We start from the raw sequence: 25,771 nt of genomic DNA, 5'->3' as shown, positions 1-25,771 counted from the left end.
ACCGAGGGGGCTAATTCTGCTCAACAGAATCTAACTTCTGGACAGAAGATACGGCCGGCTCCTAGTCTGCGTTCAGACGACGCCGGAGAGAGGGCTTGCCGCCGATGCCAGAATCCGCCCGCCAGCTGGTCGCGACCGCCTCCCGGGTGCTCGCCGCGCAGGGGCACGACGACCTGATCTGGGGCCACGCGTCCCTGCGCGACGACCGCGGCTGCTGGATCAAGTCCGCCGAGTGGGGGCTGGGGGAGGTCACCGAGGACCGGGTGCACCTGGTCGACCCGTCGGGCGCGGTGCTGGCGGGGGAGGGCACCCGGCACAGCGAGTACCCGATCCACATCGAGATCCTGGCCGCCCGGCCGGACGTCGGCGCGGTGGTGCACACCCACCCGCCGCACGCGGTGGCGCTGGCCGCCACCGGTCAGCCGCTGTTGCCGGTCAGTCACGCGGCCAACATGTTCGTGCCGCCCGCCGTGCCCCGGTTCACCGCCACCGCCGACCTGATCGTCACCGCCGAGCTGGGCAAGCAGGTGGCCGCCGAGCTGGGCGACGCGAGCGCGCTGTTCCTGGTCAACCACGGCATCGTGACCGTCGGCCCGGACCTGGAGACGGCGGTGGTGCGCGCCGTGGTCCTGGAGCGGGCCTGCCACCAGCAGATGCTCACCCATGCCTACGGTGGTTGGCCGAGCTGGTCGGACCCCGAGGAGTCGGCGGCCAAGCGTGCGCACATCTACCACGACGGCGCGGTGCGGGCCGTGTGGGATCACCTGGTCCGCCGGCTCCCGGCCTGACCCGCCGGCGTTACGCCCGGGTTCCCCGGTGCAGGGCCACCATCCCGCCGGAGAGCCGGCGCCAGGCCACCTCGTCCCAGCCGGCGCCCCGCATATCCGCGGCGAGGCCGGCCGGGTCGGGCCAGGCCAGGATCGAGTCCGCCAGGTAGACGTAGGCCTCGGGGTTGCTGCTCACCAGCCGGGCGATCAGCGGGCCGACCCGGCGCAGGTAGAAGTCGGCGGCCGCGCGGCCGGCCCGGCCCGGTGGGTGGCTGAACTCGCACACCGCCAGGTGCCCGCCGGGCCGCACGACCCGGCGCATCTCGGCCAGCGCGAGCGGGACGTCGGCCACGTTGCGCAGGCCGAACGAGATCGTCGCCGCGTCGAAGGTGCCCGACTCGAACGGGAGCTTGAGGGCGTCGCCGAGCACCAGTTCGATTCCGGGGGCGCGGGTGTGCGCCCGGGCCAGCATGGCCGGCGAGAAGTCGCAGCCGACCACTTTCGCCCCGGATCCGGCGAGCCAGCGCGACGAGGTGCCGGTCCCACAGGCCACGTCCAGGACCCGCTTGCCCGGGCCGAGGTCGAGGCAGTCGGTGGTGATGCGCCCCCAGCGCCCCATCTGGCCGAACCAGAGGATGGCGCGGGTCCGGTCGTATCCCTTGGCCACGTCGTCGAACATGGCGCTGACCTGGGTCGATTGCTTGTCGAGATCCGCTCTGCTCATGGTTGTGCGTCCCCCCAACGCTAGTTCAGATGCGCCCGCAGGGAACGCGCCGCCAGGGTGAGCTGGCGCGCCACCTGGGGCTCCGCCTCCGGCATCTGGGTTTCCAGTATCCGGGCGCCGTCGAGCCACTTGCCCTGGCCACCCAGTGCCTGGGCCAGTTCCAGTTGTTCGGCCAGTCCGGCGCCGGGCAGGTGTAACCGCATCCGCAGCACCCACTCACTGGCGGCCGGCCGCCGGAGCGTGCGGAACACGGTGCGCAGGTTCTCCAGCATCCGGGTCAGGATGGCCGTGGTCGGCGTGGCCGCGAGCAGGTGCGGGCCGAACGGCCCGGTGCCGCCCAGCTCGCGGAACCGCGCCTCGCAGGCCTCGGGGGTCAGCTCGGCGCCGCCGTCGAACACGTCGAGCAGGGTGTCACCGCCGACCGGCCGGACCAGGAAGTGGCCCGGCATGCCGACGCCCTCGATCGGCACCCCGGCGCGCCGCCCGACCTCCATGGTGACCACGGCCAGCGTGATCGGGATGCCCACGCGGCGGGTCAGCACGTGCGGGAGCAGGGAGTTCCTCGGGTCGTAGTAGTTCTCCCGGTTGCCGAGGAAGCGTTCCCGCACGAACAGCCGGTCCAGCAGCCCGGCCAGGTCGGTCACGCCCGAGGCCAGGCGGTCCAGCTCGGCCAGCCAGTGATCGACGTCCAGGTCGGGGTCGGCGCCGGCCGCCAGCGCCAGTGCGGCGCGGTCCAACGGCGGGTCGGGCTGACCGACCAGCTCGGCGAACCGGCGCACGGAGTCCATTCGTCCATCTAACGTGCTCCCGCTGCCGGGCGCAGCGGCCGTCCGGGCCTGAGCGGTTTCAGCCCGGGTCGACCAGCGCCTCGAACACCGGCCGCAGCCGCCGTTCCAGCGCGTCCGCGTCGGCGGTGGCCAGCGCCGGGCTGCCCAGCACCTGCTGCATGAGCCGCACCCCGGACAGCACGGAGAGGAACAACGCGGCCCGCTCCCGGGCGCCCGCGCCGGGCAGCAGTGCCTGGAGCGGGCGCTGGAAGTGCGCCTCGATCGCCGCGCGCAGGATTTCGGTGGCCCTCGGGTTGGCCACCGAGCGCAGCATCAGCAGGAAGCCGTCCACCGAGCGGGGTTCGGCCGCGACCAGTCCGGCGGCGGCGAACCGGGTCAGCGACTCGACGTCGTCGGCGATCAGCGTGCGTTCGGCGAACGCCACCTCGACGACCTCCGCGAACAGCCCTTCCTTGGTGCCGAAGTATCGGTTGACCAGCATCGCGGTCACCCCGGCCGCCCGGGCGATCTCCCGCACCCCCACGCCGTCGTAGCCGTGGCGGGTGAAGGCCACCAGCGCCGAGCGCAGGATCGCCTCCCGGGTGGCGGCGGCATCGCGCCGGTGGACCGGTCGTTCGCTCCGTGCGTCACCCATGTCTACGACTGTAGACTCTCGAGTGTCTACAGTCGTAGACAGGAGCCCGCCCGGCCGGGCGGAGGGGTGGATCAATGGCGAAGACATGGCTCATCACCGGCAGCTCGCGCGGTTTCGGCCGGGAGCTGGCGGATGCGGCGTTGGCGGCCGGGGAGAACGTGGTGGCCACCGCGCGCCGGCCGGCCGACCTGGAAGGGCTGGTGGCCAAGTACGGCGATCGGGCGCGGGCGGTGGCGCTGGACGTCACCGACGCGGCTGCGGCCCGGTCCGCCGTGGACATCGCGGTGCGGGAGTTCGGCCGGCTGGACGTGGTGGTGAACAACGCCGGCTACGCCAACAGCGCGCCGATCGAGGAGATGGCCGAGGACGACTTCCGGGCGCAGATCGAGGCCAACCTGTTCGGCGTCGTGAACGTCACCCGGGCGGCGCTCCCGGTGTTGCGCCAGCAGCGGTCCGGGCACATCCTGCAGTTCTCCTCGATCGGCGGGCGGGTCGGGGGCACGCCCGGCATGGGTGCGTACCAGACCGCCAAGTTCGCCGTCGAGGGCTTCTCCGAGGTGCTGAACGCCGAGGTCAAACCGCTCGGTATCAAGGTGGTCATCGTGGAGCCGGGGCCGTTCCGCACCGAGTGGAGCACCACCTCCATGGTCCGCGCCGAGGTTGGGCCGGACTACCGGGGCACGGTCGGCGAGGTGAACCGGATGCGCGAGGCCACCGCCGCCGGCTGGCCCGGGGACCCGGCCCGCGCGGCGAAGATCCTGCTCGACGTGGTGGCGATGGCGGAGCCGCCACTGCGGCTGCTGCTGGGCGCGAGTGCCGTCGAGCTGGCGGTGCGGTCGGGCGAAGAGCGGACCGCCGAGGCCCGGCGGTGGGCGGAGCTGAGCCGGTCCGCCGACTTCCCTTCGGACTGACGTGCTGCTTGGCTGCACCGGTGGTCCCCGTCGACGTCTTCCGTGACCAGCCCACCCTGACCGGCCCGAGCGTCCGGCTGGAGCCCATGACCGGCGAGCACTTCGACGGCCTCTGGCCGATGTTCGGCGAGCCGGAGGGCAGCCGGCTGACCGGCACCCACCAGCGGTTCACCCCGGACCAGATCCGGCGCTGGCTCGCCACCCGGGCGGACCACCACGACCGGGCCGACTGGACGATCGTGCGCCGCTCGGACGACGCGGTGCTCGGCGAGGCCGTGCTGAACGACCTGGACGACGGGAACGACTCGGCCAACTTCCGGATCGGCCTCACCGGCCCGCCGGTGTTCGGTCGCGGATACGGCACCGAGGCGACCCGGCTGGTCGTGGACTACGCGCTCGACGTGGCCGGCCTGCACCGGGTGCACCTGGAGGTCTACGACTTCAACCCGCGCGCCCTGCGGGTGTACCAGAAGTGCGGCTTCATCCAGGAGGGCGTGCACCGCGACGCGCTGCACTGGGACGGGGAGTGGCACGACGCGATCTCCATGGCGATCCTGGCCACCGACCCTCGGTGAGCTCTCAGCCGGTGAGGTCGTCGGAGCGGCCTTCGGCCAGGCGTGACCACTGCGCGGTGGGGCGGCCGTCGCGGCGGAACTGCTCGCCCCTGGTGGCGTACGGCTGGGGCCAGCCGGCGGGGGAGTCTTCCCAGGTCTCCTGCCGGCCGTACACGGTCAGGTCGAGCAGGTGGTAGCTGGTGGCGCCGGCCTCGGTGCCCCGGCCGGTGGTCCAGTAGGTCTCGAACACCCGGTCACCGTCGCGCAGGAAGCACAAGTAGCCGCCGAACCCGCGCCCGGCGAGCAGCGCGTCCAGCGAGCCGCGCGCGGAGTACCAGGGCATCTCCCAGCCCATGAAGTCCCGGTACCGGGCGCTCTCCGGGTAGGGGCCCTCGCAGAAGGTCGCGTAGGTGACGCCCCGGCTGTGCAGATAGGACAGCTCCCGGGCGTGCCCGGTGAAGAACGTGCAGCCCTCGCACTGGTTGGCGGCGTCGTTGCCGTCGTGCCACATGTGCAGGTACACGATGAGCTGCCGGCGCCCCTCGAACACGTCCAGCAGCGTCACCGGGCCGTCCGGGCCGACCAGGGTGGTGGTGGGGTCCACCTCGACCATCGGCAGGCGCCGGCGGGCGGCGGCGATCGCGTCGCCTTCGCGGGTGTGCGCCTTCTCCCGCTCCACCAGCCGGTCGATCTCGGCCTGCCAGCTGTCCCGGTCGACGATCTCGGGGTTCGGGTACGTCGTGGTCTGTACGTCCATGGGTCCGCCCTCCTCGTGTTTCGGCTTCCGGTACGTGTCGACCAGCCGAGCGGGCAAAACTCATCGCGAGCCGGGCCACGGCCACCCTGAAACCCGGGTGCGGCCGGGCGGGCCGGTGGGTACGGTCGCGCGCCATGGCAACCCCACGTCGAGGCTCGATCCTCACCCCGAGGGCGGACGACTTCCCCCGCTGGTACCAGGAAGTGCTGGACAAGGCCCAGCTGGCCGACAACGGCCCGGTGCGGGGCACCATGGTCATCCGACCGTACGGCTACTCGCTGTGGGAGCGCATCCAGTCGGAGATCGACACCCGGATCAAGCGGGCCGGCGCGGAGAACGTCTACCTGCCGCTGTTCATCCCCGAGGACTACCTCAAGCGCGAGGCCGAGCACGTCGAGGGGTTCAGCCCGGAGCTGGCCGTGGTCACCCACGCCGGGGGTAAGGAACTCACCGAACCCCTGGTCGTGCGCCCGACCAGCGAGACCGTGTTCGGCGAGCTGATGGCCAAGTGGGTGCAGAGCCACCGTGACCTGCCGCTGCTGCTGAACCAGTGGGCCAACGTGGTGCGCTGGGAGATGCGGCCGAGGCTGTTCCTGCGTACCAGCGAGTTCCTCTGGCAGGAGGGGCACACCGCGCACGCCACTTACGAGGACGCGGCCGCCTACGCGCGCCGGATCCATCTGGAGGTCTACCGGGACTTCCTGCGCTCGGTGCTGGCGTTGCCGGTGCTGGTCGGCGTGAAGACCGCCCGGGAACGGTTCGCCGGCGCGATCAACACGCTGACCTGCGAGGCCATGATGGGCGACGGCAAGGCGCTGCAGGTCGCCACCAGCCACGAGCTGGGGCAGAACTTCGCCAAGGCGTTCGACATGACGTTCAGCGACGCCGATGGCCAGCGCCGGCTGTGCTGGACCACGTCCTGGGGCAGCAGCACGCGGATCGTCGGCGGCCTGATCATGGGCCACGGGGACGACGGCGGTCTGGTGGTGCCGCCCCGGCTGGCGCCGGTCCAGGTGGTGCTGCTCGCGGTGAAGGACGACCCGGCGGTGCTCGCCGCCATCCGGGACCAGGCCGAGCGGCTGGAGCACGCCGGTGTGCGGGTGCGGGTGGACGACAACGCGGGCAAGGGGTTCGGCCGCCGGGTCACCGACTGGGAGCTGAAGGGCGTGCCGCTGCGCCTGGAGATCGGACCGCGGGACGTCGAGGCCGGCCGGTTCGACGTGGTGCGGCGGGACACCGGGGAGCGGGTGCCCACCGAGGCCGGCGCGACGGCCCGCGTCGTGCCCGAGCTGCTGGAAACCGTGCAGCGCGGCCTGCTGGCCTCGGCGCAGGACCGGCTGGCCGCCCGGACGGTGAGCACCGAGTCGATCGAGGAGGCCCGGGAGGCGGCGCGGCTCGGTTTCGCCCGGATCCCGTGGCGGATCCTCGGCGAGGAGGGGGAGCGGTCGCTGGCCACCGATGCGATCACGGTGCGCTGCCTGCAGACCGCCGACGGCCGGCTCCCGCCGGACACCGTGGCCGACGACGACCTCGTCGCCGTGGTGGGACGCAGCTACTGAGTCGGCCAGGTGCAGGGTGAACTCGTTCGACGGGTGCACTCGAGTTCGTTAGCTTTCCGCGCATGCTTACCGAGCTGAGGCAGGGTCTGACGGTCGCGCTGAAGAGCCGGGACCGGGTCGCCGCCGCCGCGCTGCGTTCGGCGCTGGCCGCGATCGAGAACGCCCAGGCGGTTCCGGTTGACACCGATGGCCCGACCAAGCCGGTGGGCAACGAACACGTGGCCGGCGCGGTGGCCGGCCTCGGCGCGGCCGAGGCCGAGCGCCGCCGGCTGACCGACGAGGACCTGCGCGCGATCCTGGCCAGGGAGGTCGGCGAGCGCCACGCCGCCGCCGAGGAGTACGAGGGGCTCAGACGGCGCGACGCCGCCGACCGGTTGCGCGCCGAGGCGGACGTGCTCGTCCGGTACCTGCACGCGCCCCAACCGCCCGGCGGCTGACCGGGTCCAGCCGGGTATGCGACTTCTGGAGCTCACCGATCTGGTCCGCCGCCGGGACCCGGCCGGGCACCGGCTGCCCGTCGAGGTCGAGGCGGTGGTCGAGCGGCTGCGGGCCTCCGGGCAGCACCGCGCGGCCCGCATCGCCCGGCGGCTGCCCGCCCGGGGCGGGGTGCTGGACGACGAGGCGATCGACCGGCTGCTGGTCCGGGTGCACTGTGAGCTGCAACGGCTGGCCGAGGAGCTCCAGCAGGGCCGGCGGGTCGCCGAGCAGCTGGCCGGTTGGGTGGACGAGCTGCGCCGCGCGGACCCCGGTCGGTCGGTGCGGGTGGTCGACGTCGGCTGCGGGATCGGCTACACGTTGCGCTGGCTGGCCGCCCACCGGGCGTTGGGGAAGGGCGTGGAGCTGGTCGGGGTGGACCTCGACCGGACGCTGGTGTCGGCGGCCGCCGAGCGCGCGGCGCGGGAAGGCCTGGACGTGCGGTTCCTGGTCGGCGACGCGTTCGACCCGGGGCGGGCGGTCACCGATCCCGGCCACACCATCGTGATCTCCAGCGGGCTGCTGCACCACCTGCCGGCGGAGGACCTGCCGGCCTTCTTCGGCCGGCATGGTGAACTGGGTGTTTTCGCCTTCTGCCACTGGGATCCGGTGCCCGGCGCCTGGTCCACGGCCGGGGCGTGGGTGTTTCACCGCGCCCGCATGCGCGAGCCGGTGTCCCGCCATGACGGGGTGCTGTCGGTGCGCCGCGCGCACCGGGCCGCCACGCTGCTGGCCGCCGCCCGGCCGGCACTCCCCGGGTACGAGGTCAGCTGCGTGGAGGGCTGGCCGCCCGCGCTCACCCAGGTGCTGCGCCCGGTGATCGGGGTGCGCCGGTGACCGGGCCGGTCGCGGCGGCCCTGGTGCTGCTCGCGCTGTGCGACGGGGCGTTCAGCGGGTTCCGCTCCGGAGCGGGGCGGACCGGGTTGATCCGGCAACGGGCGTGGGACGTGCGGGCGCAGCTGCGGGGGCTCGCGGTGGTTTCGGTCCTGCTGCTGCCGGCGTTGGGCTGCGTGGTGTCCGATCTGTGGCATGGCGGGGCCGCGCGCTGGTCGATGTGGGCGGGGGCGGGCACCTGGATGCTGGCGATCTACCTGCCTTACGGGGTGATGGTGCTGCTTGCGCTGGCCGCCTACGCCACCTTGCCCTGGCGGCTCCGGTTCTGGGCGACGGCGGTGATCCTGGGGCCGTTCACGCTGGCCCGGCCGTGGGTGGCGGTGGCCGGTGGCGCGCTCGCGGCGGTGGTCGATCCCCGGGCGGCGGTAGCGGTCGGGCTGTCGCTGGCCGGTGTGCTGCTGGTCGGCCCGGTATGCGACCGGCTGTGGTATTCGCCGCCCTGAATTACAACTGGATTTGTGGATTTTGCCCGATGGGGCGTGTTAGCGTCGCCGGTATGAGCGATCGCGGCACCTCCCTGCGCAGCCGCCGCCACGTGGATCTGTGTCGCACGGCCACCGCGCTCTGTCGGGGCTGACGCTCCCGCATCGAGTGTTCCCCCGTCCCGGTTCTTGTCGGGGCGTGTTGTCGTGCCGGTCGCCGATCGAGTTGGAGAACCCATGACCACGACCACGACCAGTGGGCGGGCCCGGCTGCGCGCCGTGCTGCCCGAGTTCGAGCTGTCCGGCGCCGTGCCGCAGGCCCCGCCGGTGCCCGGCCCCCGGTGGCTGCCGCTGACCCTGTCCACGATCGGGCTCGCGGCGCTGACCTGGTACGTCGGCGCGGCCCACGGGGCGAAGCCGGCCGTGCTGCTGTTGCTCGGCGCGGGTCTCGGCCTGGCGCTGTTCCACTCCCGGTTCGGGTTCACCTCGGCCTGGCGCCAGCTGGTGGCCGTGGGCAACGGCACCGGCCTGCGGGCGCACGCGCTGCTGCTGGGCACCACGGCGACCTTGTTCGCGCTGATCATCGGCACCGGCAGCGGGCTGTTCGGGTCCACCCCGACGCCCACGGCCGGGCCGATCGGGGTCGGCCTGCTGCTCGGCGCGTTCCTGTTCGGCATCGGCATGCAGCTGGGCGGGGCGTGCGCGTCCGGGACGCTGTTCGCGGTCGGCTCGGGGCAGTCGGCGATCGTGCTCACCCTGGGCGGTTTCATCGCCGGTTCGGTGCTCTACACCTGGTTGTACCCGCTGGTCGCGGACCTGCCCGCGCTGCCGCCGTTCCTCCTGGCCAACCACGTCGGCTGGTTCGGCTCCTGGCTGGTCACGATCGCGGTGCTGGCCGGCATCGTGTGGTTCACCAAGCTGGTCCAGTCCCGGCGGCGGCCGCCGCCGGTGGACGCGGTGCCGACCGCGCACGGGTTCGCCCGGGTGCTGCGCGGTTCGTGGCCGCTGGGCGTGGGTGCGCTGGTGCTCGCCGTGCTGGGTGCGGCGGTGCTGCTGGTCTCCGGCGGCGCGTGGGGAATCACCAGCGCGTTCGGGCTGTGGGGCGCGAAGGCGCTGCAGGTTATCGGCGCGCACCCGGAGAACTGGGAGTTCTGGCGCCAGCCGGCGCAGGCCAGGTCGCTGGCCGCGCCGGTGCTCACCGACAAGACCAGCCTGACCGACATCGGCATCATGCTGGGCGCCGCGCTGGCCGCCTCGGTCGGCGGGGTGTGGACGCTGCACCGGCGCATCCCGTGGCGGACCGCGCTGGCGGCGGTGCTCGGCGGCGTGGTGATGGGCATCGGCGCGCGACTGGCCAATGGCTGCAACATCGGCGCCTACCTGGCCGGCATCGCCTCGGGCAGCGCATCCGGCTGGCTGTGGGGGCTGGCCGCGCTCGGCGGCACCTGGGCCGGGCTGGCCGTGCGGCCGCTGTTCGGCCTGGCCAACCCGAAGCCCGGGGACAGCGTGTGCTGAAGCTGGCCAAGCGGCGGCGGCACATCGACCTGGTGCGCACCGGCAGCGCGCTGTGTCGGGTCACTGCTCGATCGACCCGACCAGCCACTGCCCACGAGGGAGACCGCCATGTCCATCCACACCGAACCCCGCCTTGAACCGGCCCGCCACCGCACCGACGACGGGCGGTTCCGCGCCGCGCTGGAGCGGGCCGACCTGGTCGCCGTGGAGCTGCGCGCCAGCGCGGCCGAGCGCGACCGGGGGAACCGCACGCCGAGGGCCGAGGTCGAGCTGCTGCGCGAGCGTGACCTGCTCCAGATCCAGGAACCCGTCGAGTACGGCGGGGACGGCCTGAACTACGCCCAGGCGGCCCAGCTCACCCGTCGGATCGCCCGGGGCGACACCTCGATCGCCCACCTGGTCGGCTACCACTACGCGCAGACCAGGATCGCGCCGCTGTTCGGCACCCCCGAGCAGGCCGACCGGCAGTCCCGCCACAACGGCGCGGACAAGCTGTTCTGGGGTGGCGTGCAGAACCCGAGGGGCGGGTCCGAGCTGTTGCTGACCCGCGACGGCGAGGGTTTCCGGCTGAACGGCCGGAGATCGTTCGCGTCGGGGGCGAGCCTCGGTGACCGGCTCTCGGTCACCGCCAGCTTCGAGGGGGAGCTGGTGTTCCTCTCCCTGCCCGCCGGCCGGGCCGGCTTCCACGCGCTGGAGGACTGGGACAACATCGGGCAGCGGCTCACCGACTCCGGCGGTGTGGTGTTCGAGAACGCGCGGGTGGAGCGGGCGGAGATCCTGGGCGCGGAGGCGCTCATCGGGCGCACCCCGACGCCTTACCAGACGCTGGTCACCCCGCACTGGCAGCTGGCCTTCGTGAACTTCTACATCGGCACGGCCGAGGGCGCGCTGGAGGAGGCGCTGGACTGGACGCGCCGGAACGCCAGCCCGTGGGAGACCTCGGGCGTGCCGAACGCCACCGACGACGCCTACGTGCTGCAGACGGTCGGCGAGCTGCACAGCGAGATCACGGCGGCGGCGCTGCTCGCGGACCGGGCCGGGGAGGCGCTGCAGGCGGCGCTCGACGTCGGCCCCACGCTGACCGATGAGCAGCGCGCCGATGCGGCGGTCGCGGTCTACCAGGCCAAGTACCTCACCACCAAGGTCGCCCTCGAGGCGGCCAGCCGGCTGTTCGAGATCCAGGGTGCCCGGGCCACCACCAGCGCGTACGGCTTTGACCGGCACTGGCGCAACCTGCGCACGCACACCCTGCACGACCCGGTCGCCTACAAGGCGCGCGAGGTCGGGGACTGGACGCTCAACCGGCGCGCGCCGGAGTTCTCGCTGTACCGATAGCCAATCCGGGAAGGACCCGCGCGGCGCCGGTGTGGACACGGCGCCGCGCGGTCGTTCCGGGACGCGGGTGTTGGTGGCCGTGACCGGGCATGATCGCCAGCCGTGGTGGTTCAGCCGCGAAAATCGAGGCTCAACCGCCAGTAACGGCGATCACCCATTTTCCACCACGCGACCGCTGTGGTAATGATCAGGCCGATCTCGCGCGGCGGCGAGTCCAAAGCGGTCTTGCTGAATCCGTGCTTCTTCCGTCAACGCTTTGTCAACAGCCGTCGACCGCGGTGGCGGTCAAGCGTAACCTTCAGCGGCCGACGAGCGTATGAGCCCCGGCAACCATGATCCGCCATCATTTTAGGGAGGGCACAACCATGCCTAAAGACTTGATTGATGAGGCGCAGTCATACAACGGTGAGACCGCTGAAGCCGAGGTCGTTGTGACCATACCCAAGCGAGACGAAGTTCTAAGCGCATCGACAGACGAACCGAAGCTGGAGGAAAAGCTAGATACCCGTGCCCTCCAAGCTGCCGACTTTATGTGGGGCGCCCCTCTCAGGAGTGGCGATTGCAAGCTGTCCGGCCTTATAAACGGCACCCTGGACAAGGGTCCAACCCTGAGACTTCGCTCCGACGGGACGGCAGAGTTGTTATCACGATTCTTCTCAACCGATGACGGAGATGCTTGGGTCGTCGTGCGTCTTGTTCTGTTCGACAGTAATGGAACGGCCCTCTTCACGTTTCCACGCTTTTCGAGCCCCGGGACTGTAACAGACAATCAAGTTATCAACTGGGTTGCCCGACTCAGCTTTCCGGCTGTCTTCTTCTCGTCAGTCACCGGAGCAAATATGACATACAGCTGCTGATCCCTACCGCCACAGATGCGACGTCGCCCGATGGCCCAGCCGCGCCGCCCGAGACCATGAGCATGGCTTCCGGGCCGCGCGGTCGTTCTCACTGGTACAGGACGTCCTTGATCTGTGGGGACTCGACGTTCTTGCTGTCGTACCAGAAGAAGCCGGTGTCGATCACCTTCGGCTGGGACTCGCCCTTGCTGGCCTTGATCGCCGCGCGGACCACCTCCTCGCCCATGCCGACCGGGTTCTGGGTGATCGCGCCCAGCATCTGGCCGCTGGCCACGGCGTCGACCTGGGCCTTGCCCGAGTCGAAGCCGACGATCTTGATGCCCTGCACGCCGCTCTCCTGGACGCCCTTCAGCACGCCGATCGCGGAGCCCTCGTTGGCGCCGTAGATGCCCTTGATGTCCGGGTTCGCCGCGATCATCGCCTTGGTGATGTCCGCCGACTTGGCCTGGTCGCCGCCGCCGTACTGCGGTTGCAGCAGCTGGATGCCGGGGGCGTTGGTGCGCATCCACTCGACGAAGCCGTCGCGGCGGTCGGTACCGGACTTGCTGGTCTGGTCGTGCACCACCAGCCCGACCTTGCCGGTGCCGCCGAGCGACTCGGCCAGGTGCTTGGCCGCCTCGGCGGCCGCCGCCTTGTTGTTGGTGGAGGCGGTGGTGACCGGGATGTCACTGTCCACCCCGGAGTCGAACGCGACCACCGGGATCTTGTTGGTCTGCGCCTGGCGCAGGATCGGGGCGACCGCGCGGGAGTCCAGTGCGGCGATGGCGATCGCGGTGGGGCTCTTGCCGATCGCGTTGGTCAGCATGGTGACCTGGGCTTCCACGTCGGCCTCGGTGGCCGGGCCCTCGAAGCTGATCCGCACGCCCTGCTTGGCCGCCTCCTGCTCCGCGCCGCGTTTCACCGCCTGCCAGAACTGGTGCTGGAAGCCCTTGGACACGATGGCGATGTACGGCTGGCCGTTGTTTCCGCCGCCGGAGCCGCAGCCGGCGAGTACCAGGGTCAGCGCCGCCGCCGCGGCGGCGAGGACGTGTCGGGTGCGCAAGGTGACCTCCGTTGGTCTTCGGACGCGGGTGGGTTTGGGTCAAGCTGTGCGCTTGCGCGCCTGGTCGGCGTACACGGCCAGCAGAATTACCACACCGAGGATGACGTTCTGCCACTCCTGCGGGATGGACATGATCTGCAGGCCGTTGTTCAGCACCGAGATGATCAGCGCGCCGATCAGGGTGCCGATGATGGAGCCCTTGCCGCCGGACAGGGAGGTTCCCCCGATCACCACCGCCGCGATGGCCTGCAGCTCGTAGCCCAGCCCGGTGGCCGGCTGGGCGGAACCCAGCCGGGCGGAGATCATCACGCCGGCCAGCCCGGTGAACAGCCCACCGATCACGTAGATGACGATCTTCCACCGGCGCACGGCGATGCCGGAAAGCGCGGTGGCATCCTCGTTGCTGCCGATCGCGTAGGTGTAGCGGCCGAGCACCGTGGTGTTCAGCAGCACCCCGGCCACCACCGCGACCAGGGCCAGCACCAGCACCGCGTTGGGGAAGCCGGAGCCGGGGATCAGGCTGCCGATGGAGATGTCCGAGTAGCCGGGGTGGTCGCTGAAGTAGATCGGCGCGCTGTGCGAGAGCACCAGGGCGAGGCCCTGGGCCACCATCATCATGGCCAGCGTGGCGATGAACGGCGGCAGCTTCAGCACGGCCACGTTTAACCCGTTGACCAGACCGATCAGCCCGCCGAACAGGATCGCGCCGAGCACGCCCAGCGGCACCGGCAGCCCGCTGTTCACGATCAGCACGCCGGAGACCACCGCGCACAGCGCCATCCCGGTGCCGATGGACAGGTCGATGCCGCCGGCGATGATCACTGCGGTGGTGCCCAGCGCGAGGGTGCCGATGACCACCGTGGAGAACAGGATGTTGGTGACGTTGCCGTAGTTGAGGAAGTTCGAGTCGGCGATCGCGAAGAACGCGAAGATCACCACGAGCCCGGCGCTGGCGAGCAGCTGCTGCAACCGGCCGCGCACTGTGGGCGTCATGGGCTACCTGCTTCCGGGGAGCGTCGAAGAGTGGCCAGATGCATGATCGATTCCTGGGTGGCGTCCTCCGCCTCGAGCCGGCCGGTCACCCGGCCCTCGCTCATCACCACCACGCGGTGGGACAGCCGCAGCACCTCGGGCAGCTCGGAGGAGATCACGATGATCGCCTTGCCTCGGGCGGCCAGCTCGCGGACCAGGCGGTAGATCTCCTCCTTGGCGCCCACGTCGATGCCCCGGGTCGGCTCGTCGAAGATGAGGACCTCGCAGTCCCGGACCAGCCACTTGGCGATGACCACCTTCTGCTGGTTGCCGCCGGACAGGTTGCGCACCAGCGCGCCCAGCGACGGCGTCTTGATCCGCAGGTCCTGGATGGCGGAGGCGGCGCGGGACGCGATGCTCCGGCGCCGGACGAACCCGGCGGTCTGGAACGAGCGGGCCAGGGAGCTGAGCGCGATGTTCTCCGCGACCGTCTGCTCCACGATCAGCCCCAGCTGCTTGCGGTCCTCGGACAGGTAGCCGATGCCCAGCCGGGCCGCCGTGGCCGGATCGGGGATGCGCACCGTCCGCCCGTGCAGCTCGATCGTGCCGGAGGTGGTGGGGTCGGCGCCCACGACCGCCCGCGCGACCTCGGTCCGGCCGGCGCCCATCAGCCCGGCGAAGCCGAGGATCTCGCCCTCGTGCAGGTCGAAGCCGACGTCCCGGAGCAGCGCCTTGGTGGAAAGGCCGCGCACCGAGAGCACCGGCCGGCCGGTGGCCGGGACCTCGGGCGTTGCCGCCGCGCCGGCTGGCGGCAGCTCACGGCCGACCATGCGGGTGATCACATCGGCCAGGCTCGCCTCGGCGGTGGTCAGCGTGTCCACGAACCGGCCGTCCCGGATCACCGTGATCCGGTCGCTGATCGCCTTCAGCTCCTCCAGCCGGTGGGAGATGTAGATGACGCCGGTGCCAGAGTCGGTGTTTCCGTCGGGCGCTGAACTGGGTGCCCGACCCAGCGCGCCGGCTCCGCCGGCGGTGTTTCCGTCGGGCGCTGAACTGGGCGCCCGACCTAGCGCGCCGGCTCCGCCGGCGCGGAACCGGCGGATCAGCCCGTGCAGCACCTCCACCTCGGCGTCGTTCAGCGCCGCCGTCGGCTCGTCCATGATCAGCACCCGGGCGTCCTGGGACAGCGCCTTGACGATCTCCACCATCTGCTGCTGGGCCACGGTGAGCCGGCCGACCTGCGCGTTCGGGTCCAGCGGCAGGTGCAGGCGGTCCAGCAGCTCGCGGGTCATGGCGACCAGTGCGCCGTGGTCCAGGAACAGGCCCGCGCGCCGGGGCTCCCGCCCGACGAAGACGTTCTGCGCCACGGTCAGGTCGGGGATCAGGTTGAACTCCTGATGGATGATGCTGATGCCCAGCTCCAGCGCGTGCTTGGGGTCCCCGACCCGGACCTCCTCGCCGTCGATCCGCACTTCGCCCGCGTCCGGCTGGTAGATGCCGCTGAGGATCTTCATCAGGGTGGACTTGCCGGCGCCGTTCTCCCCGACCACGGCCAGCACCTCGCCGGCGTTCAGGTCCAGGTGCATCTCGTCCAGCGCCACCACGCCGGGGAACTCCTTGCGCACGCCGCGCACCTCGAGCAGCGGAGGGGTCACCCGCGCACCTCCTCGAGGCGGTAGATCCGCCCGGCCGTGCCGCCCAGCACCGCCGCCCGCTCGTCGCCGGTCAGCTCGTCGACCAGCGGCATGGTCACGGCGAGCGTGCCGGGGTAGCCGTCCCCGCCCAGCGTCATGGGCCAGTCGCTGCCCCAGGCCAGCCGGTCCGGCCCGAACAGCTCCAGCGCGGCGTCCCACACCGGGCGCAGCGAGCCGGCCGGCAGGTGCTGCAGGCCGGAAACCTTGGCCACCGTGTTCGGCCGGGCGGCGATCGCGGCGAACCTCCGCCGCCACTCGGGAAGGTCGGCGGGGTCGGCCGGGGGCTTGCCGAGATGGTCGAGCACCACGGTCAGTTCGGGCAGGTCGGCGGCCAGGCCGGCCACGTCGGCCAGGTGCCGGGGCCAGGCGTCCGGCACGTCGAAGGCCAGTCCGCGCTCGGCGAGCAGGCGCAACGAGGTGCGCACCTCCGGCAGCCGCAGGAAGTCGTCGCGCGGGTCGTCGTGCACCAGGTGGCGGATGCCGCGCAGCGCCGGCTCGCCGGCCAGCTCGTCCAGCCGGGTTCTGGCGGCGTCCGGGGCGTCCAGTTGGACCCAGCCGACCACGCCGGCCACCCACGGTTCGCGGTGCGCGACCTCCAGCAGGAAGTCGGTGTCCGCGTCGGTGTCGTCGGCCTGTACCAGCACCGCCTTCGCCACCCCGGCCCGTTGCAGCTCGGCGGCCGTGCGGCCGGGTCCGATGGTGGTGTGGAGGGGTCCGTGCGCCGGGGTGATCCAGGCGTACGGGCTCCGGTCCAGGTCCCACAGGTGCACGTGGGTGTCGACCAGCGGGGCGGTCACCGGGCGCTCGCCAGGCGGGCCCAGAGCCCCTCCGGAACCGGCTGCGTCAACCGGGCGAGGTTCGAGCGGACCTGCTCAGGACTCGACGCTCCGAGCACCACGCTGCGCACCCGCTCGTCGCGGAACGGGAACTGGAGCGCCGCCGTGGGCAGCTCGACGCCGTGCGCGGTGCAGGTGTCGGCCAGCTCGCGCGCCCTATTCAGCACTTCCGGCGGCGTCGCGCCGTACTCGTAGTGCGCGTCCGCCGGCGGGTAGGGCCGGGCGAGCAGGCCGGAGTTGTACACCCCGGCGACCACGATCCCGGTGCCGTGCCGGGCGCACTCCTTGACCAGCCCGTCGTCCCACTCCAGCAGGGTGAGCCGGCCGGCCACCATGAGCAGGTCGTACACCCCGGTGTCGGCGGCCGCGCGCAGCGTCTCGGCCGACTTGGAGCCGACCCCGACCGCACGGACCGTGCCCTCCTCGCGCAGCTTCACCAGCGCCTCGGTGGCGGAGCGCAGCCCGCCGGCCGGGTCCTCGGACTCGTCGGGGTCGTGCAGGTAGAGCACGTCCACCCGGTCGATGCCCAGGCGCTCCAGCGACTCGTCCAGGCTGCGCCGCACGCCGTCCAGGCTGAAGTCCCAGACCCGCGTGAGGTCGGCCGGTACGGCGAACCCGTTGTCCTCGTCGGAACGGTGCGCGGTGTCGGAGGAGGGGCGCAGCAGCCGGCCGACCTTGGTGGAGACGACCACCTGGTCCCGGGGGCGGTCCCGCAGGAACGCGCCGAGCCGCCGTTCGGACAGGCCAAGGCCGTAGTGCGGCGCGGTGTCGAAGTACCGGATGCCGCCTTCCCAGGCAGCGGCGAGAATGTCGGCGGCGCACTGGTCGGACATGGGGGCGTACAGGTTGCCGAGGTTGGCGCCGCCCATCCCCAGCGGCCCGAGCGCCGGCGCCTCCGCCCCATCAGTCACAGGGACCTTCCCCTTTCCGCGACACTGCTGAGCCGTACGGTAGAGATCTGATGTATCTGCGTCAACACTGGACTTTCACCGGCGTGCTGGTCACGATGACCCGAACAAACGTCAGATCTCTGGAGGCTTTGTGAGTGGGGACTTCGCCGGACTGGTCGCGGTGGTGACCGGCGGCGCCTCCGGGCTGGGCGCGGCCATCGCGCGGCGGCTGGTGGAGGATGGCGCCCGGTGCGCGGTGCTCGACCTGGCGGTGGACGACGTGCCGGAGGGCACGGTGGGGATTCGCGCCGACGTCACCGACGACGCCTCGGTGACCACCGCCGTCGCCGACGTGCTCGACCGCTGGGGGAGGCTGGACGTACTGGTGAACAACGCCGGCATCGGCGCACAGGGCACCGTCGCGGACAACTCGGACGCCGAGTGGCACCGGGTGCTGGACGTCAACCTGCTGGGCATGGTGCGGGCCACCCGGGCCGCGCTCCCCGCGCTGCGCGAGTCGCCCTCGGCGGCGATCGTGAACACCGCCTCCATCGCGGCCACCGCCGGGCTGCCTCAGCGCGCGCTGTACAGCGCCAGCAAGGGCGCCGTACTCGCGCTCACCCGGGCGATGGCCGCCGACCACCTTCCCGAGGGCATCCGGGTCAACGCGGTGTGCCCGGGCACGGCCGACACCCCGTGGATCGACCGGCTGCTCTCGGTGGCCGACGACCCGGCGGCCGAGCGGGCCGCGCTGGAGGCCCGCCAGCCCCACGGCCGGCTGGTCAGCGCGGACGAGGTGGCCGGTGCGGTCGCCTACCTGGCCAGCCCTCGCTCGGGCTCCACCACCGGGACCGCGGTCGCGGTCGACGGCGGCATGCAGGACCTGCGGCCGCGCCCCCGGCGGGGGTAAGCCCTCAGGCGGCGTCGACGGTCTCCGCCTCGGCGGCCCGTCGGGCGGAGGTGCGCAGCGAGGTCTCCAGCACGCGAAGCCGCCGGCGGGGGTTCATCACGTTGAACCCGAACGCGGCCAGGTCCTCCGGGCCGGGCGTGATCACCTTTACCTCGACGCCGGTCTCCCGGAGCGCGCGGACCTCCCGGTCCACCTGGCCGGTGAGCAGCACCCGCACCCCGCGCTCGATCCGGGTGAACGGGGCGAACGGGCGGTCGTAGTCGTGGCTGGCCAGTGGCGCCAGCACGTACACCTGGTCCAGCTCGAGGCCCCGCCGGACGTCCCGGGCCAGCAGGTCGACCGAGGTCACCGAGGCCACCCCGCCGTCCACGTAGCGCCGCCCGCCGATCACCTGCGGGGCCATCCAGCCGGGGATCGCGCAGGACGCCTGGACCGCCTCGGCCAGGGTGGACGGCGGCGCCCCGGCGCGGCCGAACACCACCCGGCGGCCGGTGTCGTAGTCGACGGTGGGGATCCACACCGGCGGCCCGGGCACCCAGCGGTCCTCGGTGATCCCGATCCGGCGCTGCACGCTGCCCAGGAAGTGCACCAGCGAGGGCATCCGGGCCCGGCCGACCGGGAACACCGAGGTCGCGGCCACCAGCGGGCGGACCTTCCACGGCGAGGTCGCGGTGCGGGCCAGCAGCCGGGGCGAGCCGATCCAGGGGTACGGCAGCGGGGGCAGCCCGTCACCGGTCTCCCGTTCCAGCCGGCGGGGCTCCGGGACGCCGTCGACGGGCTCACCGCGCTGGTGGGCGACCAGCTCGTCCACGGTCATGCCGCAGCGCAGCGCGGCGGCGAGCACGCTGCCCGCGCTGGTGCCGACCAGCAGCTCCAGGTCGCCGAGGGGCCGGCCGATCCGCTCGGCCAGCGACGGCAGTGCACCGATCATCCAGGCCGAGCCGAGCAAGCCGCCCGCGCCCAGTACCAACCCGACACGGGACGAAGCAGCCACGGCGAACCCCCTCTGGTTACCTGACGGTAGCAAACGGGGTGGCCAGGCGCGTGGTGTGCGCGGAGAGCAGGCGCAGCAGCAGCCCGGCGACCGCGAACGTGAGCAGCCCGGCCAGCTGGCGGGCCGGGTCGCCCAGGCCGGAGTTGACCGCGGTCCAGGACGGCCAGCCGGCCATCGTGTTGACCGATGCGGTCACCGCCATGGCCAGAGGGATGATCAGTAGCTGTCGCACCCCGGCCAGCGCGGCCTCGTAGCGGATGATCAGGGCCGCCACCGCCACGTCCACCAGCGAGTTCACCGGCGCCCACCACAGCGGGAAGTTCCACAGCACCAGTGGCTGGTCGCCGTAGTAGACGTAGGTGTCCCAGTGCAGCAACGTCACCTCGAGCACCAGGTCGCCGGCCATACCGGCGGCGAACAGTGTCCACATGGCGCGCGGGGTGTTCCGCCGACGCAGCGCCAGCCAGGTCAGCCCGGCGCCGATGCCGAAGTAGACGAAGTAGGCCAGGCACAGCCACAGCGGCATCGGCCGGCCCCACAGCTCGAAGCCGCGGGTGGCGTTGGCCGGGTGCCAACAGCCGCCCACGGTGTCCACGAACGGCTCGAGCAGCATCATCGCGCCGCCGGCCGCGAACAGCACCAGGAAGGTGGGCCGGCCGGTGCGGCGCCAGTGGTACAGCGAGAACAGCAGGGCGACGGCGGCGAGCGTGGCCATCACGGTGGTGACGTTGCGGTCGACGGCGTGGCTGATGACCGCGTCGACGGGCGGTTGGGGGACCAGGTTCATCGGTCGATCCGGTTCGTCGGGCTGCCGATCCGGGCGATCGGCAGGTTCGGGGCCGGGCAGTCGTAGGCGGTCTTCGGCCCGCACACGCCGGCGGTGCGCCACTCCCGGGCCACGAAGGGCTCGGCCATCACGGCGTGCATGCCCCAGTAGGCGTACGGGATGTTGTAGGTGAACAGCATCCCGGCCTGGCAGGCGCCCATGATCGCCAGGAACTGGGCGAACGTGCGCAGCCGGCCACTGGTGATGCGCAGCTTGTCGATGCCGCGTTCGGGCAGCGAGCGCCCCCGGTCGTCCCGGAAGAAGTGCAGGCTGGCCAGCACGGTGTAGGTGCCGGCCCAGCTGATCGTCTCGTAGATCGGGAACTGGTGGTCGGTGCCGGCCCACAGGGTCAACGCCGGCACGGTGCTGCCGTAGCTGAACAGCTGGGTCCGGGTTATGAAGCTCTCCAGCAGCACGTCGAAAACGCAGAACGCCAGGTACGTGTAGCCGACCAGGCGCAGGTTGGACAGGCCCGCGTTGCGCGTGCGCAGCCGTCGCATGAACCGGGAGCCGGCGTAGGCGGGGATGCCGACCAGCCAGAAGTAGGCGGACAGCGCCCACAGCGACAGCGGCACCAACTCGCTGTTAGGGCTGGTCCAACCCGGGATGTGCGCGGTCCAGCTGCCGAAGTTGATCGACGTCGTGCTGTACAGGAACTGCGGGGCGGTCCAGTTGATCCACGGTTCCTGGAAGCACAGCGCCATGCAACCGAGGAAGAACAGCGCGTCGAAGCCGAACCGGCCGGTGCGCAGCTTCGGCCGGACCACGAACCACCAGAGGATCACCAACGACACCACCAGGGCGAACACCTCCCAGCCCCGGATCAGCGCCACGTACCAGTCCGGTTCCGAGCCGCGCCCGGTGGTGTTCGTGCGGAAGTCCCCGCTGACCACCCAGGCGGTCCAGACGTAGATCATCAGGGCCAGCCAGGCGGCGCCGTGCAGGATCCAGAGCTTCGCGTGGTCGGCGGCGTTCGGCCGGGGTTGGTTCCGCATCGGAACCGGCTGGGGCATGGTCATCTGCGCTCCCTACGCGGGTGGGTGGCTCTCAGGGCCGGGGGAAGGGCACGCCGGGTGCCGGGCAGGGCGGCAGGTCCGGCTGGTCGCCCCGGTAGTCGCACATGTCGTTGATCAGGTAGGACGGGTAGCCGGCCGGGAACGCGTCGCCGTGGGTGGCCAGCCACTGGCTGGGCACGAAGTACAGGACGGCGAACGCGGTGTGCACGGCGCCGAAGACGGCCAGGAACCGGACCCACCGGCGGCCGGCCCGGCCCATGCGCAGCGTGTTGGCGCCCAGCTCGGCCACCGTCTGGCCCCGGTCGTTGCGGAAGTAGCTGAGCGCGGCGATGGTGCCCAGGCCGCAGCCGGCGAAGAAGATGGGTTCGGTCATCGGCAGCTGGTAGGTCTCGCCGGCGTACAGGGACAGCCAGCGGATGCCGTGCGGGTAGGCGTAGATGCCGATGCGCAGCAGGATGGACTCGATGATCGTGTCGATCACGACCAGGCCCACCACCATGATCGCCACGGCCTGGGCCGGGGGCAGCGCCGGCCGCCGGGCCTTGATCTTGCGCATGATCCAGAGGATCAGCATGACCTGGGAGAACACCAGGCTGGTGTAGCCGGGCTGGCAGATGAAGATCGGTTCGGGCAGGCGGTTCCCGTTCGGGCTGATCCAGCTGGGCCAGGCCCCGTTCGCCCAGGCGCCGAAGTTGACGAAGTGCGAGTTGTAGAGCAGGGCCGTCGCCGAGTAGTTGAGGCTCATGTCCCAGAAGAACAGCATCGCGCCGGCCAGCACCAGCATCCCGTCGGTGGTCAGCTCGCCGGTGCGCCGCCACGGCCGGATCACCCAGAACCACATGGCGACCGCCGCCCCCAGCGGGATGGCCACCTGGAGCACCAGGAAGAACGCCCGGGTGGCCGGGCTGATCTCGTCCGGCCCGGGGTCGGTCGGGGTGAAGTTGGCGCTGGTCACCCAGCGGGCCAGCACGAACACCTGGAAGCCGAGCACGGCCGCGCCGACGGTGGCCCAGGCGAGCACCGGCCGGAACCGGGTCGGAGTGCTCACCGCGTACTGGTTCGGCAGAGCCATGCCGGTACCTCCGTCCGCACGGGACGCTCTTACCAAACAACGTTAAGTGAAGTGAGTGTATGCTCACAAGAGGTGAGTGAACATTCTCTTCGGGTTTCGATGGTGGAGCGTGATGACGGTTGTGGGTGAGCCCCGCGCGCGGCTGACCGGAGCGCAGCGGCGGGGGCAGATCATCGCCGCCGCGCAGGAGGTGTTCGCCACCAGCGGCCTGGGCGGCGCGCGCACCTCGCAGATCGCCGAGGCGGCCGGCGTGGCGGAGAGCATGCTGTACAAGCACTTCGCGTCCAAGCGGGACCTGTTCGAGGCCGCCGTCACCCAGCCCGTGGCCGAGTTCGTGCAGGGCGTCGCCGACGGCGCGGACGGCCTGCTGGACCGCGACGGCCCGGGCAGCGAGCGGTTCTACCGGTCCTTCCTGGCAACCATGACCGAGGTGCTGCCGCTGCTCGGGGTGGCGTTGTTCTCCGACTCGGAGCAGGGCCGGCGCTTCTACAACACCAGCATCGTGCCGCTGTTCGACCGGTACGAGGACAAGCTGCGCCGGTCCCTGGCCGCCGTGCCCGGCGCCCGGGTGGACGCCGGCTTCCTGGCCCGGGCGGTCATCGGGATCATGTTCATCCTGGCGCTGGACGCCAGTTACCGGTCGGAGCCGGCGCCGGGGGAGGTGACCGCCGACGAGGTCCGGTCCTTCGTGGCCGGCGCGCTGACCGGTACCGGTGCCTGGGCGGCGCGGCGGAAAAGGGAGGCCGACGGCGACGCGCGGGTCGCCGAGCTCGAGCGGGAGAACGCGGTGCTACGACGTATCGTGGCTGATCAGGCCATCGAGTTGCGTCTGCTCAAGGAGCAGTGATGGACGGTCCGTTCTACCTGGCCAGCGGGAACGAGGAGCGGGTGTTTCTCGCGGCGGCCGCCCAACGGCTGCCAGTGATGATCAAAGGCCCCACCGGCTGCGGGAAGACCAGGTTCGTCGAGGCGATGGCCCACCGGCTGGGCCGGCCGCTGGTCACCGTGGCCTGCCACGACGACCTCACCGCCGCCGACCTGGTCGGCCGGCACCTGCTCAAGGGGGGCGAGACGGTCTGGGTGGACGGCCCGCTGACCCGGGCGGTGCGGGACGGGGCGATCTGCTACCTGGACGAGGTGGTGGAGGCCCGCCAGGACACCACCGTGGTGCTGCACCCGCTGGCCGACCACCGGCGCGAGCTGTTCATCGAGCGGCTCGGGCTGTCACTGCTCGCCGCCGACGGGTTCCAGCTGGTGGTCTCCTACAACCCCGGCTACCAGTCGGTGCTCAAGGACCTGAAGGACTCCACCCGGCAGCGCATGGTCGGCATCGACCTGAGCTACCTGCCGGCCCCGGTGGAGGAGCGGGTGATCTCCCACGAGAGCGGGGTTCCGGGGGCGGTGGCGCAGGCCCTGGTGGCGCTGGGGGCCGCCGTCCGGCGGCTGGACACCGACACCGTGCGCGAGGTGGCGTCCACCCGGACGCTGGTCTCGGCGGGCAAGCTCGTCGCCGCCGGGGTGCCGCCCAGGGAGGCGGCGCGGGCCGCGGTGGCGGTGCCGCTCTCGGACGACCTGTCCACCGTCGCCGGCCTGGGTGAGCTGATCGACGCCCTGCTCCCGGAGAGCGCGCTGTCCGAGCCGCTGATGAGCTGACGGTGTCTCCGTCTCGGTACTCGGTCCTGGCCACCGCCCTCGGCGGCCGCCCGCTCACCGTCGCCCCGGCGCCGGGCGGCGAGGTGGCGTACACCGACGGCCAGACGATCTTTGTGCGCCCCGGCGGGCCGGTGCGGGCACAGGTGGTCGTGCACGCGCTGCTGGTCGGCAACGGCAGCCTGAACCGGCGGGTGCTGGGCGAGCTGCGCGGACGGCCCGAGCGGGCCGGCCGGTACCTGCTGCTGGAGATGTCCCGGCTGTGTCACCCCGGCGGGCCGTGGCCCCAACTGGCGCCGCTGATCGGGCTGCCGCGAGACGTGCCGGTGCCGGCCGGCCCCTCGGAGTCGCTGCGGCTGGCCGGCGGAGGGTTGCCGCCGGTGCCGGCGGACTGGGGGCGGATCCGGCCGGCCCGGCTGCTGCGCCGGCCCGCCGAGGAACTCGACCCGGCGGCGCCGTCGCGGGCCCGGACCGCCGGTGCGCCGCCGGAGCTGGATGACGACGACGCCGAGGAACCCGGGCGGATCCTGCGCGCGCTGGCCTCGCCGCTGGGCAGCTCGGCGCTCGGCCGGATGCTGCGTGACCTGCTGGGCATGGGCCGCTCGCGGGGCAAGCGCTCCGGCAGCGCCGACGCCGAGCTGGCCGAGAGCGGCACCGACCGGCCGGGTGCCGGGGCGCGACCGGTGCCCGGAACGAGCTGGCGGGCGGCCGGCGGGCCGGCACTGGCCGGGCCCGTCGCGCTCGGCTACCGGTATCCCGAGTGGGACGGTGCCGCGGGCCGCTACCGGCCGGGCTGGTGCACCGTGGTCGAGCGTCAACCCGAGCCGCCGGACGACGACGAACCCCGGGCCGAGGTGCAGGGCCGGGACATCGCCATGCGCCGGCGGCTGGCCCGGATCGGGCTGAGCCCCCAGGCGTTGCCGCGCCAGCCGGTCGGCGACGAGCTGGACACTGACGCCATGGTCCGGGCGAGGGTGGCGCTGGCGGCCGGGTCCAGCGCCGAGGAGAACGTGTACCTCGACGCCCGGCCGCGCCGCCGCGAGCTGTCCGTGCTGGTGCTGGTGGACGTGTCCGGCTCGACCAAGGACCCCAGCCCGGCTGGCGGCAGCGTGTTCGACCGGCAACGCGAGGCCGCCGCCTGCCTGGTCGACAGCCTCACCGCGCTGGGCGCGCGCACTGCCGGCTACGGCTTCTACTCACAGGGCCGGCACGCCGTGCACCTGCTGAGGGTGAAGACCTTCGACGAGCCGTGGAGCGGGTCCGCGCACGAGCGCCTGGCCAGGCTCCGCCCGGGCGGCTACACCCGCCTGGGCGCGGCTGTCCGGCACGGCACGATGCTGCTCACCCGGGAGACCTCCACGGCCCGGCGGCGGCTCCTGGTGGTGCTCTCCGACGGGTTCCCCTACGACACCGAGTACCAGGACGCCTACGCGGAGCGGGACTGCGTGCGCGCACTGGCCGAAGCCCGCCACCGGGCGATCGGCTGCCTGTGCGTCTCCATCGGCGCCCCTACCGACGACGAGGCCCTGACCAGGGTGTTCGGCAGCGCGGCGCACGCCGGGGTGCCCGACCTGGACAGCCTGCGCGCGGTCGCGCCGGTGCTCTTCCGGCACGGCCTGCGCACCAGCGACCCCCGCCGCCGCTCCACCCAACTACCCGCCCTCTGAACTCGCCCGCG

Annotated in this window: 27 protein-coding genes; 14 read left to right on the top strand and 13 right to left on the bottom strand. The window is 72.2% G+C overall.

Annotated elements, in window-relative coordinates:
- The first annotated feature begins 104 nt into the window (after positions 1-104).
- Positions 105-788 (top strand): class II aldolase/adducin family protein, encoded by a 684-nt coding sequence (locus ABEB12_RS26705; RefSeq protein ID WP_185062513.1) that lies wholly within the window; start codon positions 105-107, stop codon positions 786-788.
- Positions 789-798: 10 nt separating this feature from the next.
- Here ABEB12_RS26705 and ABEB12_RS26700 read toward each other — a convergent pair whose 3' ends face one another.
- From ABEB12_RS26700 to ABEB12_RS26690, 3 genes are read right to left on the bottom strand one after another with little or no spacing between them, the layout of a single operon-like run.
- Positions 799-1,491 carry a ubiquinone/menaquinone biosynthesis methyltransferase gene (locus ABEB12_RS26700; RefSeq protein ID WP_185062512.1) on the bottom strand — a complete coding sequence of 231 codons (693 nt, stop codon included), beginning with the start codon at positions 1,489-1,491 and terminating at the stop codon, positions 799-801.
- A 20-nt stretch (positions 1,492-1,511) separates the two neighbouring features.
- Positions 1,512-2,279, bottom strand: coding sequence for a transglutaminase family protein (locus ABEB12_RS26695; RefSeq protein WP_185062511.1), 768 nt, complete (start codon positions 2,277-2,279; stop codon positions 1,512-1,514).
- A gap of 58 nt (positions 2,280-2,337) precedes the next feature.
- Positions 2,338-2,913 (bottom strand): TetR family transcriptional regulator, encoded by a 576-nt coding sequence (locus ABEB12_RS26690; RefSeq protein ID WP_185062510.1) that lies wholly within the window; start codon positions 2,911-2,913, stop codon positions 2,338-2,340.
- 74 nt (positions 2,914-2,987) lie between these two features.
- Between ABEB12_RS26690 and ABEB12_RS26685 the strand changes: the two genes are divergently transcribed.
- The gene (locus ABEB12_RS26685) at positions 2,988-3,824 is read left to right on the top strand and encodes an oxidoreductase (RefSeq protein ID WP_185062509.1); all 837 of its coding nucleotides are present in this window, start codon (positions 2,988-2,990) and stop codon (positions 3,822-3,824) included.
- Positions 3,825-3,844: 20 nt separating this feature from the next.
- Positions 3,845-4,399, top strand: coding sequence for a GNAT family N-acetyltransferase (locus tag ABEB12_RS26680; protein WP_185062508.1), 555 nt, complete (start codon positions 3,845-3,847; stop codon positions 4,397-4,399).
- 4 nt (positions 4,400-4,403) lie between these two features.
- Here ABEB12_RS26680 and ABEB12_RS26675 read toward each other — a convergent pair whose 3' ends face one another.
- Complete coding sequence (locus tag ABEB12_RS26675) at positions 4,404-5,135, bottom strand: DUF899 family protein (protein WP_185062507.1); 732 nt, start codon at positions 5,133-5,135, stop codon at positions 4,404-4,406.
- 134 nt (positions 5,136-5,269) lie between these two features.
- On the opposite strand from ABEB12_RS26675, the gene proS reads away from it, so the two are divergent.
- The 7 genes from proS to ABEB12_RS26640 all read left to right on the top strand — a co-directional run bounded on the left by proS (position 5,270) and on the right by ABEB12_RS26640 (position 12,191).
- Positions 5,270-6,694, top strand: a complete 1,425-nt coding sequence (gene proS / locus ABEB12_RS26670) for a proline--tRNA ligase (RefSeq protein WP_185062506.1) — start codon at positions 5,270-5,272, stop codon at positions 6,692-6,694.
- Between the two features lie 62 nt (positions 6,695-6,756).
- A complete protein-coding gene (locus tag ABEB12_RS26665; RefSeq protein ID WP_185062505.1) occupies positions 6,757-7,131 on the top strand; it encodes a GatB/YqeY domain-containing protein in 375 nt (124 codons plus the stop codon).
- Between the two features lie 16 nt (positions 7,132-7,147).
- On the top strand, positions 7,148-8,005 hold the full coding sequence (locus tag ABEB12_RS26660; RefSeq protein ID WP_185062504.1) for a methyltransferase domain-containing protein: 858 nt from the start codon (positions 7,148-7,150) through the stop codon (positions 8,003-8,005).
- Positions 8,002-8,505 (top strand): hypothetical protein, encoded by a 504-nt coding sequence (locus ABEB12_RS26655; RefSeq protein WP_185062503.1) that lies wholly within the window; start codon positions 8,002-8,004, stop codon positions 8,503-8,505. The genes ABEB12_RS26660 and ABEB12_RS26655 overlap by 4 nt, the downstream gene beginning before the upstream one ends.
- A gap of 216 nt (positions 8,506-8,721) precedes the next feature.
- Positions 8,722-9,999 carry a YeeE/YedE thiosulfate transporter family protein gene (locus ABEB12_RS26650; protein WP_185062502.1) on the top strand — a complete coding sequence of 426 codons (1,278 nt, stop codon included), beginning with the start codon at positions 8,722-8,724 and terminating at the stop codon, positions 9,997-9,999.
- A gap of 108 nt (positions 10,000-10,107) precedes the next feature.
- Positions 10,108-11,334 (top strand): acyl-CoA dehydrogenase family protein, encoded by a 1,227-nt coding sequence (locus ABEB12_RS26645; RefSeq protein ID WP_185062501.1) that lies wholly within the window; start codon positions 10,108-10,110, stop codon positions 11,332-11,334.
- A gap of 365 nt (positions 11,335-11,699) precedes the next feature.
- Positions 11,700-12,191, top strand: a complete 492-nt coding sequence (locus tag ABEB12_RS26640; protein ID WP_185062500.1) for a DUF6294 family protein — start codon at positions 11,700-11,702, stop codon at positions 12,189-12,191.
- A gap of 88 nt (positions 12,192-12,279) precedes the next feature.
- Here ABEB12_RS26640 and ABEB12_RS26635 read toward each other — a convergent pair whose 3' ends face one another.
- Genes ABEB12_RS26635 through ABEB12_RS26615 form a run of 5 tightly spaced genes read right to left on the bottom strand, consistent with a single transcriptional unit; the run spans position 12,280 to position 17,646 of the window.
- The gene (locus ABEB12_RS26635; protein WP_185062499.1) at positions 12,280-13,233 is read right to left on the bottom strand and encodes a substrate-binding domain-containing protein; all 954 of its coding nucleotides are present in this window, start codon (positions 13,231-13,233) and stop codon (positions 12,280-12,282) included.
- 39 nt (positions 13,234-13,272) lie between these two features.
- Positions 13,273-14,226, bottom strand: a complete 954-nt coding sequence (locus ABEB12_RS26630) for an ABC transporter permease subunit (RefSeq protein ID WP_185062498.1) — start codon at positions 14,224-14,226, stop codon at positions 13,273-13,275.
- Positions 14,223-15,860 (bottom strand): sugar ABC transporter ATP-binding protein, encoded by a 1,638-nt coding sequence (locus ABEB12_RS26625; RefSeq protein WP_345703164.1) that lies wholly within the window; start codon positions 15,858-15,860, stop codon positions 14,223-14,225. The genes ABEB12_RS26630 and ABEB12_RS26625 overlap by 4 nt, the downstream gene beginning before the upstream one ends.
- A complete protein-coding gene (locus tag ABEB12_RS26620; RefSeq protein WP_185062497.1) occupies positions 15,857-16,696 on the bottom strand; it encodes an amidohydrolase family protein in 840 nt (279 codons plus the stop codon). Before ABEB12_RS26620 ends, ABEB12_RS26625 begins: the two co-directional genes overlap by 4 nt.
- Positions 16,693-17,646: an aldo/keto reductase gene (locus tag ABEB12_RS26615; protein WP_345703163.1), complete on the bottom strand. Its 954-nt coding sequence runs from the start codon at positions 17,644-17,646 to the stop codon at positions 16,693-16,695. The genes ABEB12_RS26620 and ABEB12_RS26615 overlap by 4 nt, the downstream gene beginning before the upstream one ends.
- A 130-nt stretch (positions 17,647-17,776) precedes the next feature.
- Between ABEB12_RS26615 and ABEB12_RS26610 the strand changes: the two genes are divergently transcribed.
- Complete coding sequence (locus tag ABEB12_RS26610; RefSeq protein ID WP_185062496.1) at positions 17,777-18,535, top strand: SDR family oxidoreductase; 759 nt, start codon at positions 17,777-17,779, stop codon at positions 18,533-18,535.
- Between the two features lie 4 nt (positions 18,536-18,539).
- On the opposite strand, the gene ABEB12_RS26605 is transcribed toward ABEB12_RS26610, so the two are convergent.
- Genes ABEB12_RS26605 through ABEB12_RS26590 form a run of 4 tightly spaced genes read right to left on the bottom strand, consistent with a single transcriptional unit; the run spans position 18,540 to position 22,443 of the window.
- Positions 18,540-19,529, bottom strand: coding sequence for a patatin-like phospholipase family protein (locus ABEB12_RS26605; RefSeq protein ID WP_185062495.1), 990 nt, complete (start codon positions 19,527-19,529; stop codon positions 18,540-18,542).
- A 16-nt stretch (positions 19,530-19,545) separates the two neighbouring features.
- Positions 19,546-20,316: a hypothetical protein gene (locus ABEB12_RS26600; RefSeq protein WP_185062494.1), complete on the bottom strand. Its 771-nt coding sequence runs from the start codon at positions 20,314-20,316 to the stop codon at positions 19,546-19,548.
- A complete protein-coding gene (locus ABEB12_RS26595; protein WP_185062493.1) occupies positions 20,313-21,374 on the bottom strand; it encodes a spirocyclase AveC family protein in 1,062 nt (353 codons plus the stop codon). Before ABEB12_RS26595 ends, ABEB12_RS26600 begins: the two co-directional genes overlap by 4 nt.
- A gap of 28 nt (positions 21,375-21,402) precedes the next feature.
- A complete protein-coding gene (locus ABEB12_RS26590) occupies positions 21,403-22,443 on the bottom strand; it encodes a spirocyclase AveC family protein (RefSeq protein WP_185062492.1) in 1,041 nt (346 codons plus the stop codon).
- A 112-nt stretch (positions 22,444-22,555) separates the two neighbouring features.
- On the opposite strand from ABEB12_RS26590, the gene ABEB12_RS26585 reads away from it, so the two are divergent.
- From ABEB12_RS26585 to ABEB12_RS26575, 3 genes are read left to right on the top strand one after another with little or no spacing between them, the layout of a single operon-like run.
- Positions 22,556-23,290: a TetR family transcriptional regulator gene (locus ABEB12_RS26585; RefSeq protein ID WP_185062491.1), complete on the top strand. Its 735-nt coding sequence runs from the start codon at positions 22,556-22,558 to the stop codon at positions 23,288-23,290.
- Positions 23,290-24,096 (top strand): AAA family ATPase, encoded by an 807-nt coding sequence (locus tag ABEB12_RS26580; RefSeq protein WP_185062490.1) that lies wholly within the window; start codon positions 23,290-23,292, stop codon positions 24,094-24,096. Before ABEB12_RS26585 ends, ABEB12_RS26580 begins: the two co-directional genes overlap by 1 nt.
- A gap of 2 nt (positions 24,097-24,098) precedes the next feature.
- Positions 24,099-25,760, top strand: a complete 1,662-nt coding sequence (locus tag ABEB12_RS26575; RefSeq protein ID WP_185062489.1) for a VWA domain-containing protein — start codon at positions 24,099-24,101, stop codon at positions 25,758-25,760.
- Positions 25,761-25,771 lie beyond the last annotated feature (11 nt).

The sequence above is a fragment of the Actinospineispora eucalypti genome (genome assembly GCF_039543365.1).
Classification (GTDB): Bacteria; Actinomycetota; Actinomycetes; order Mycobacteriales; family Pseudonocardiaceae; genus Pseudonocardia; species Pseudonocardia eucalypti.
Note: the sequence above shows the minus strand (reverse complement) of the source record. Positions and strands in the feature narration are given on the sequence as shown.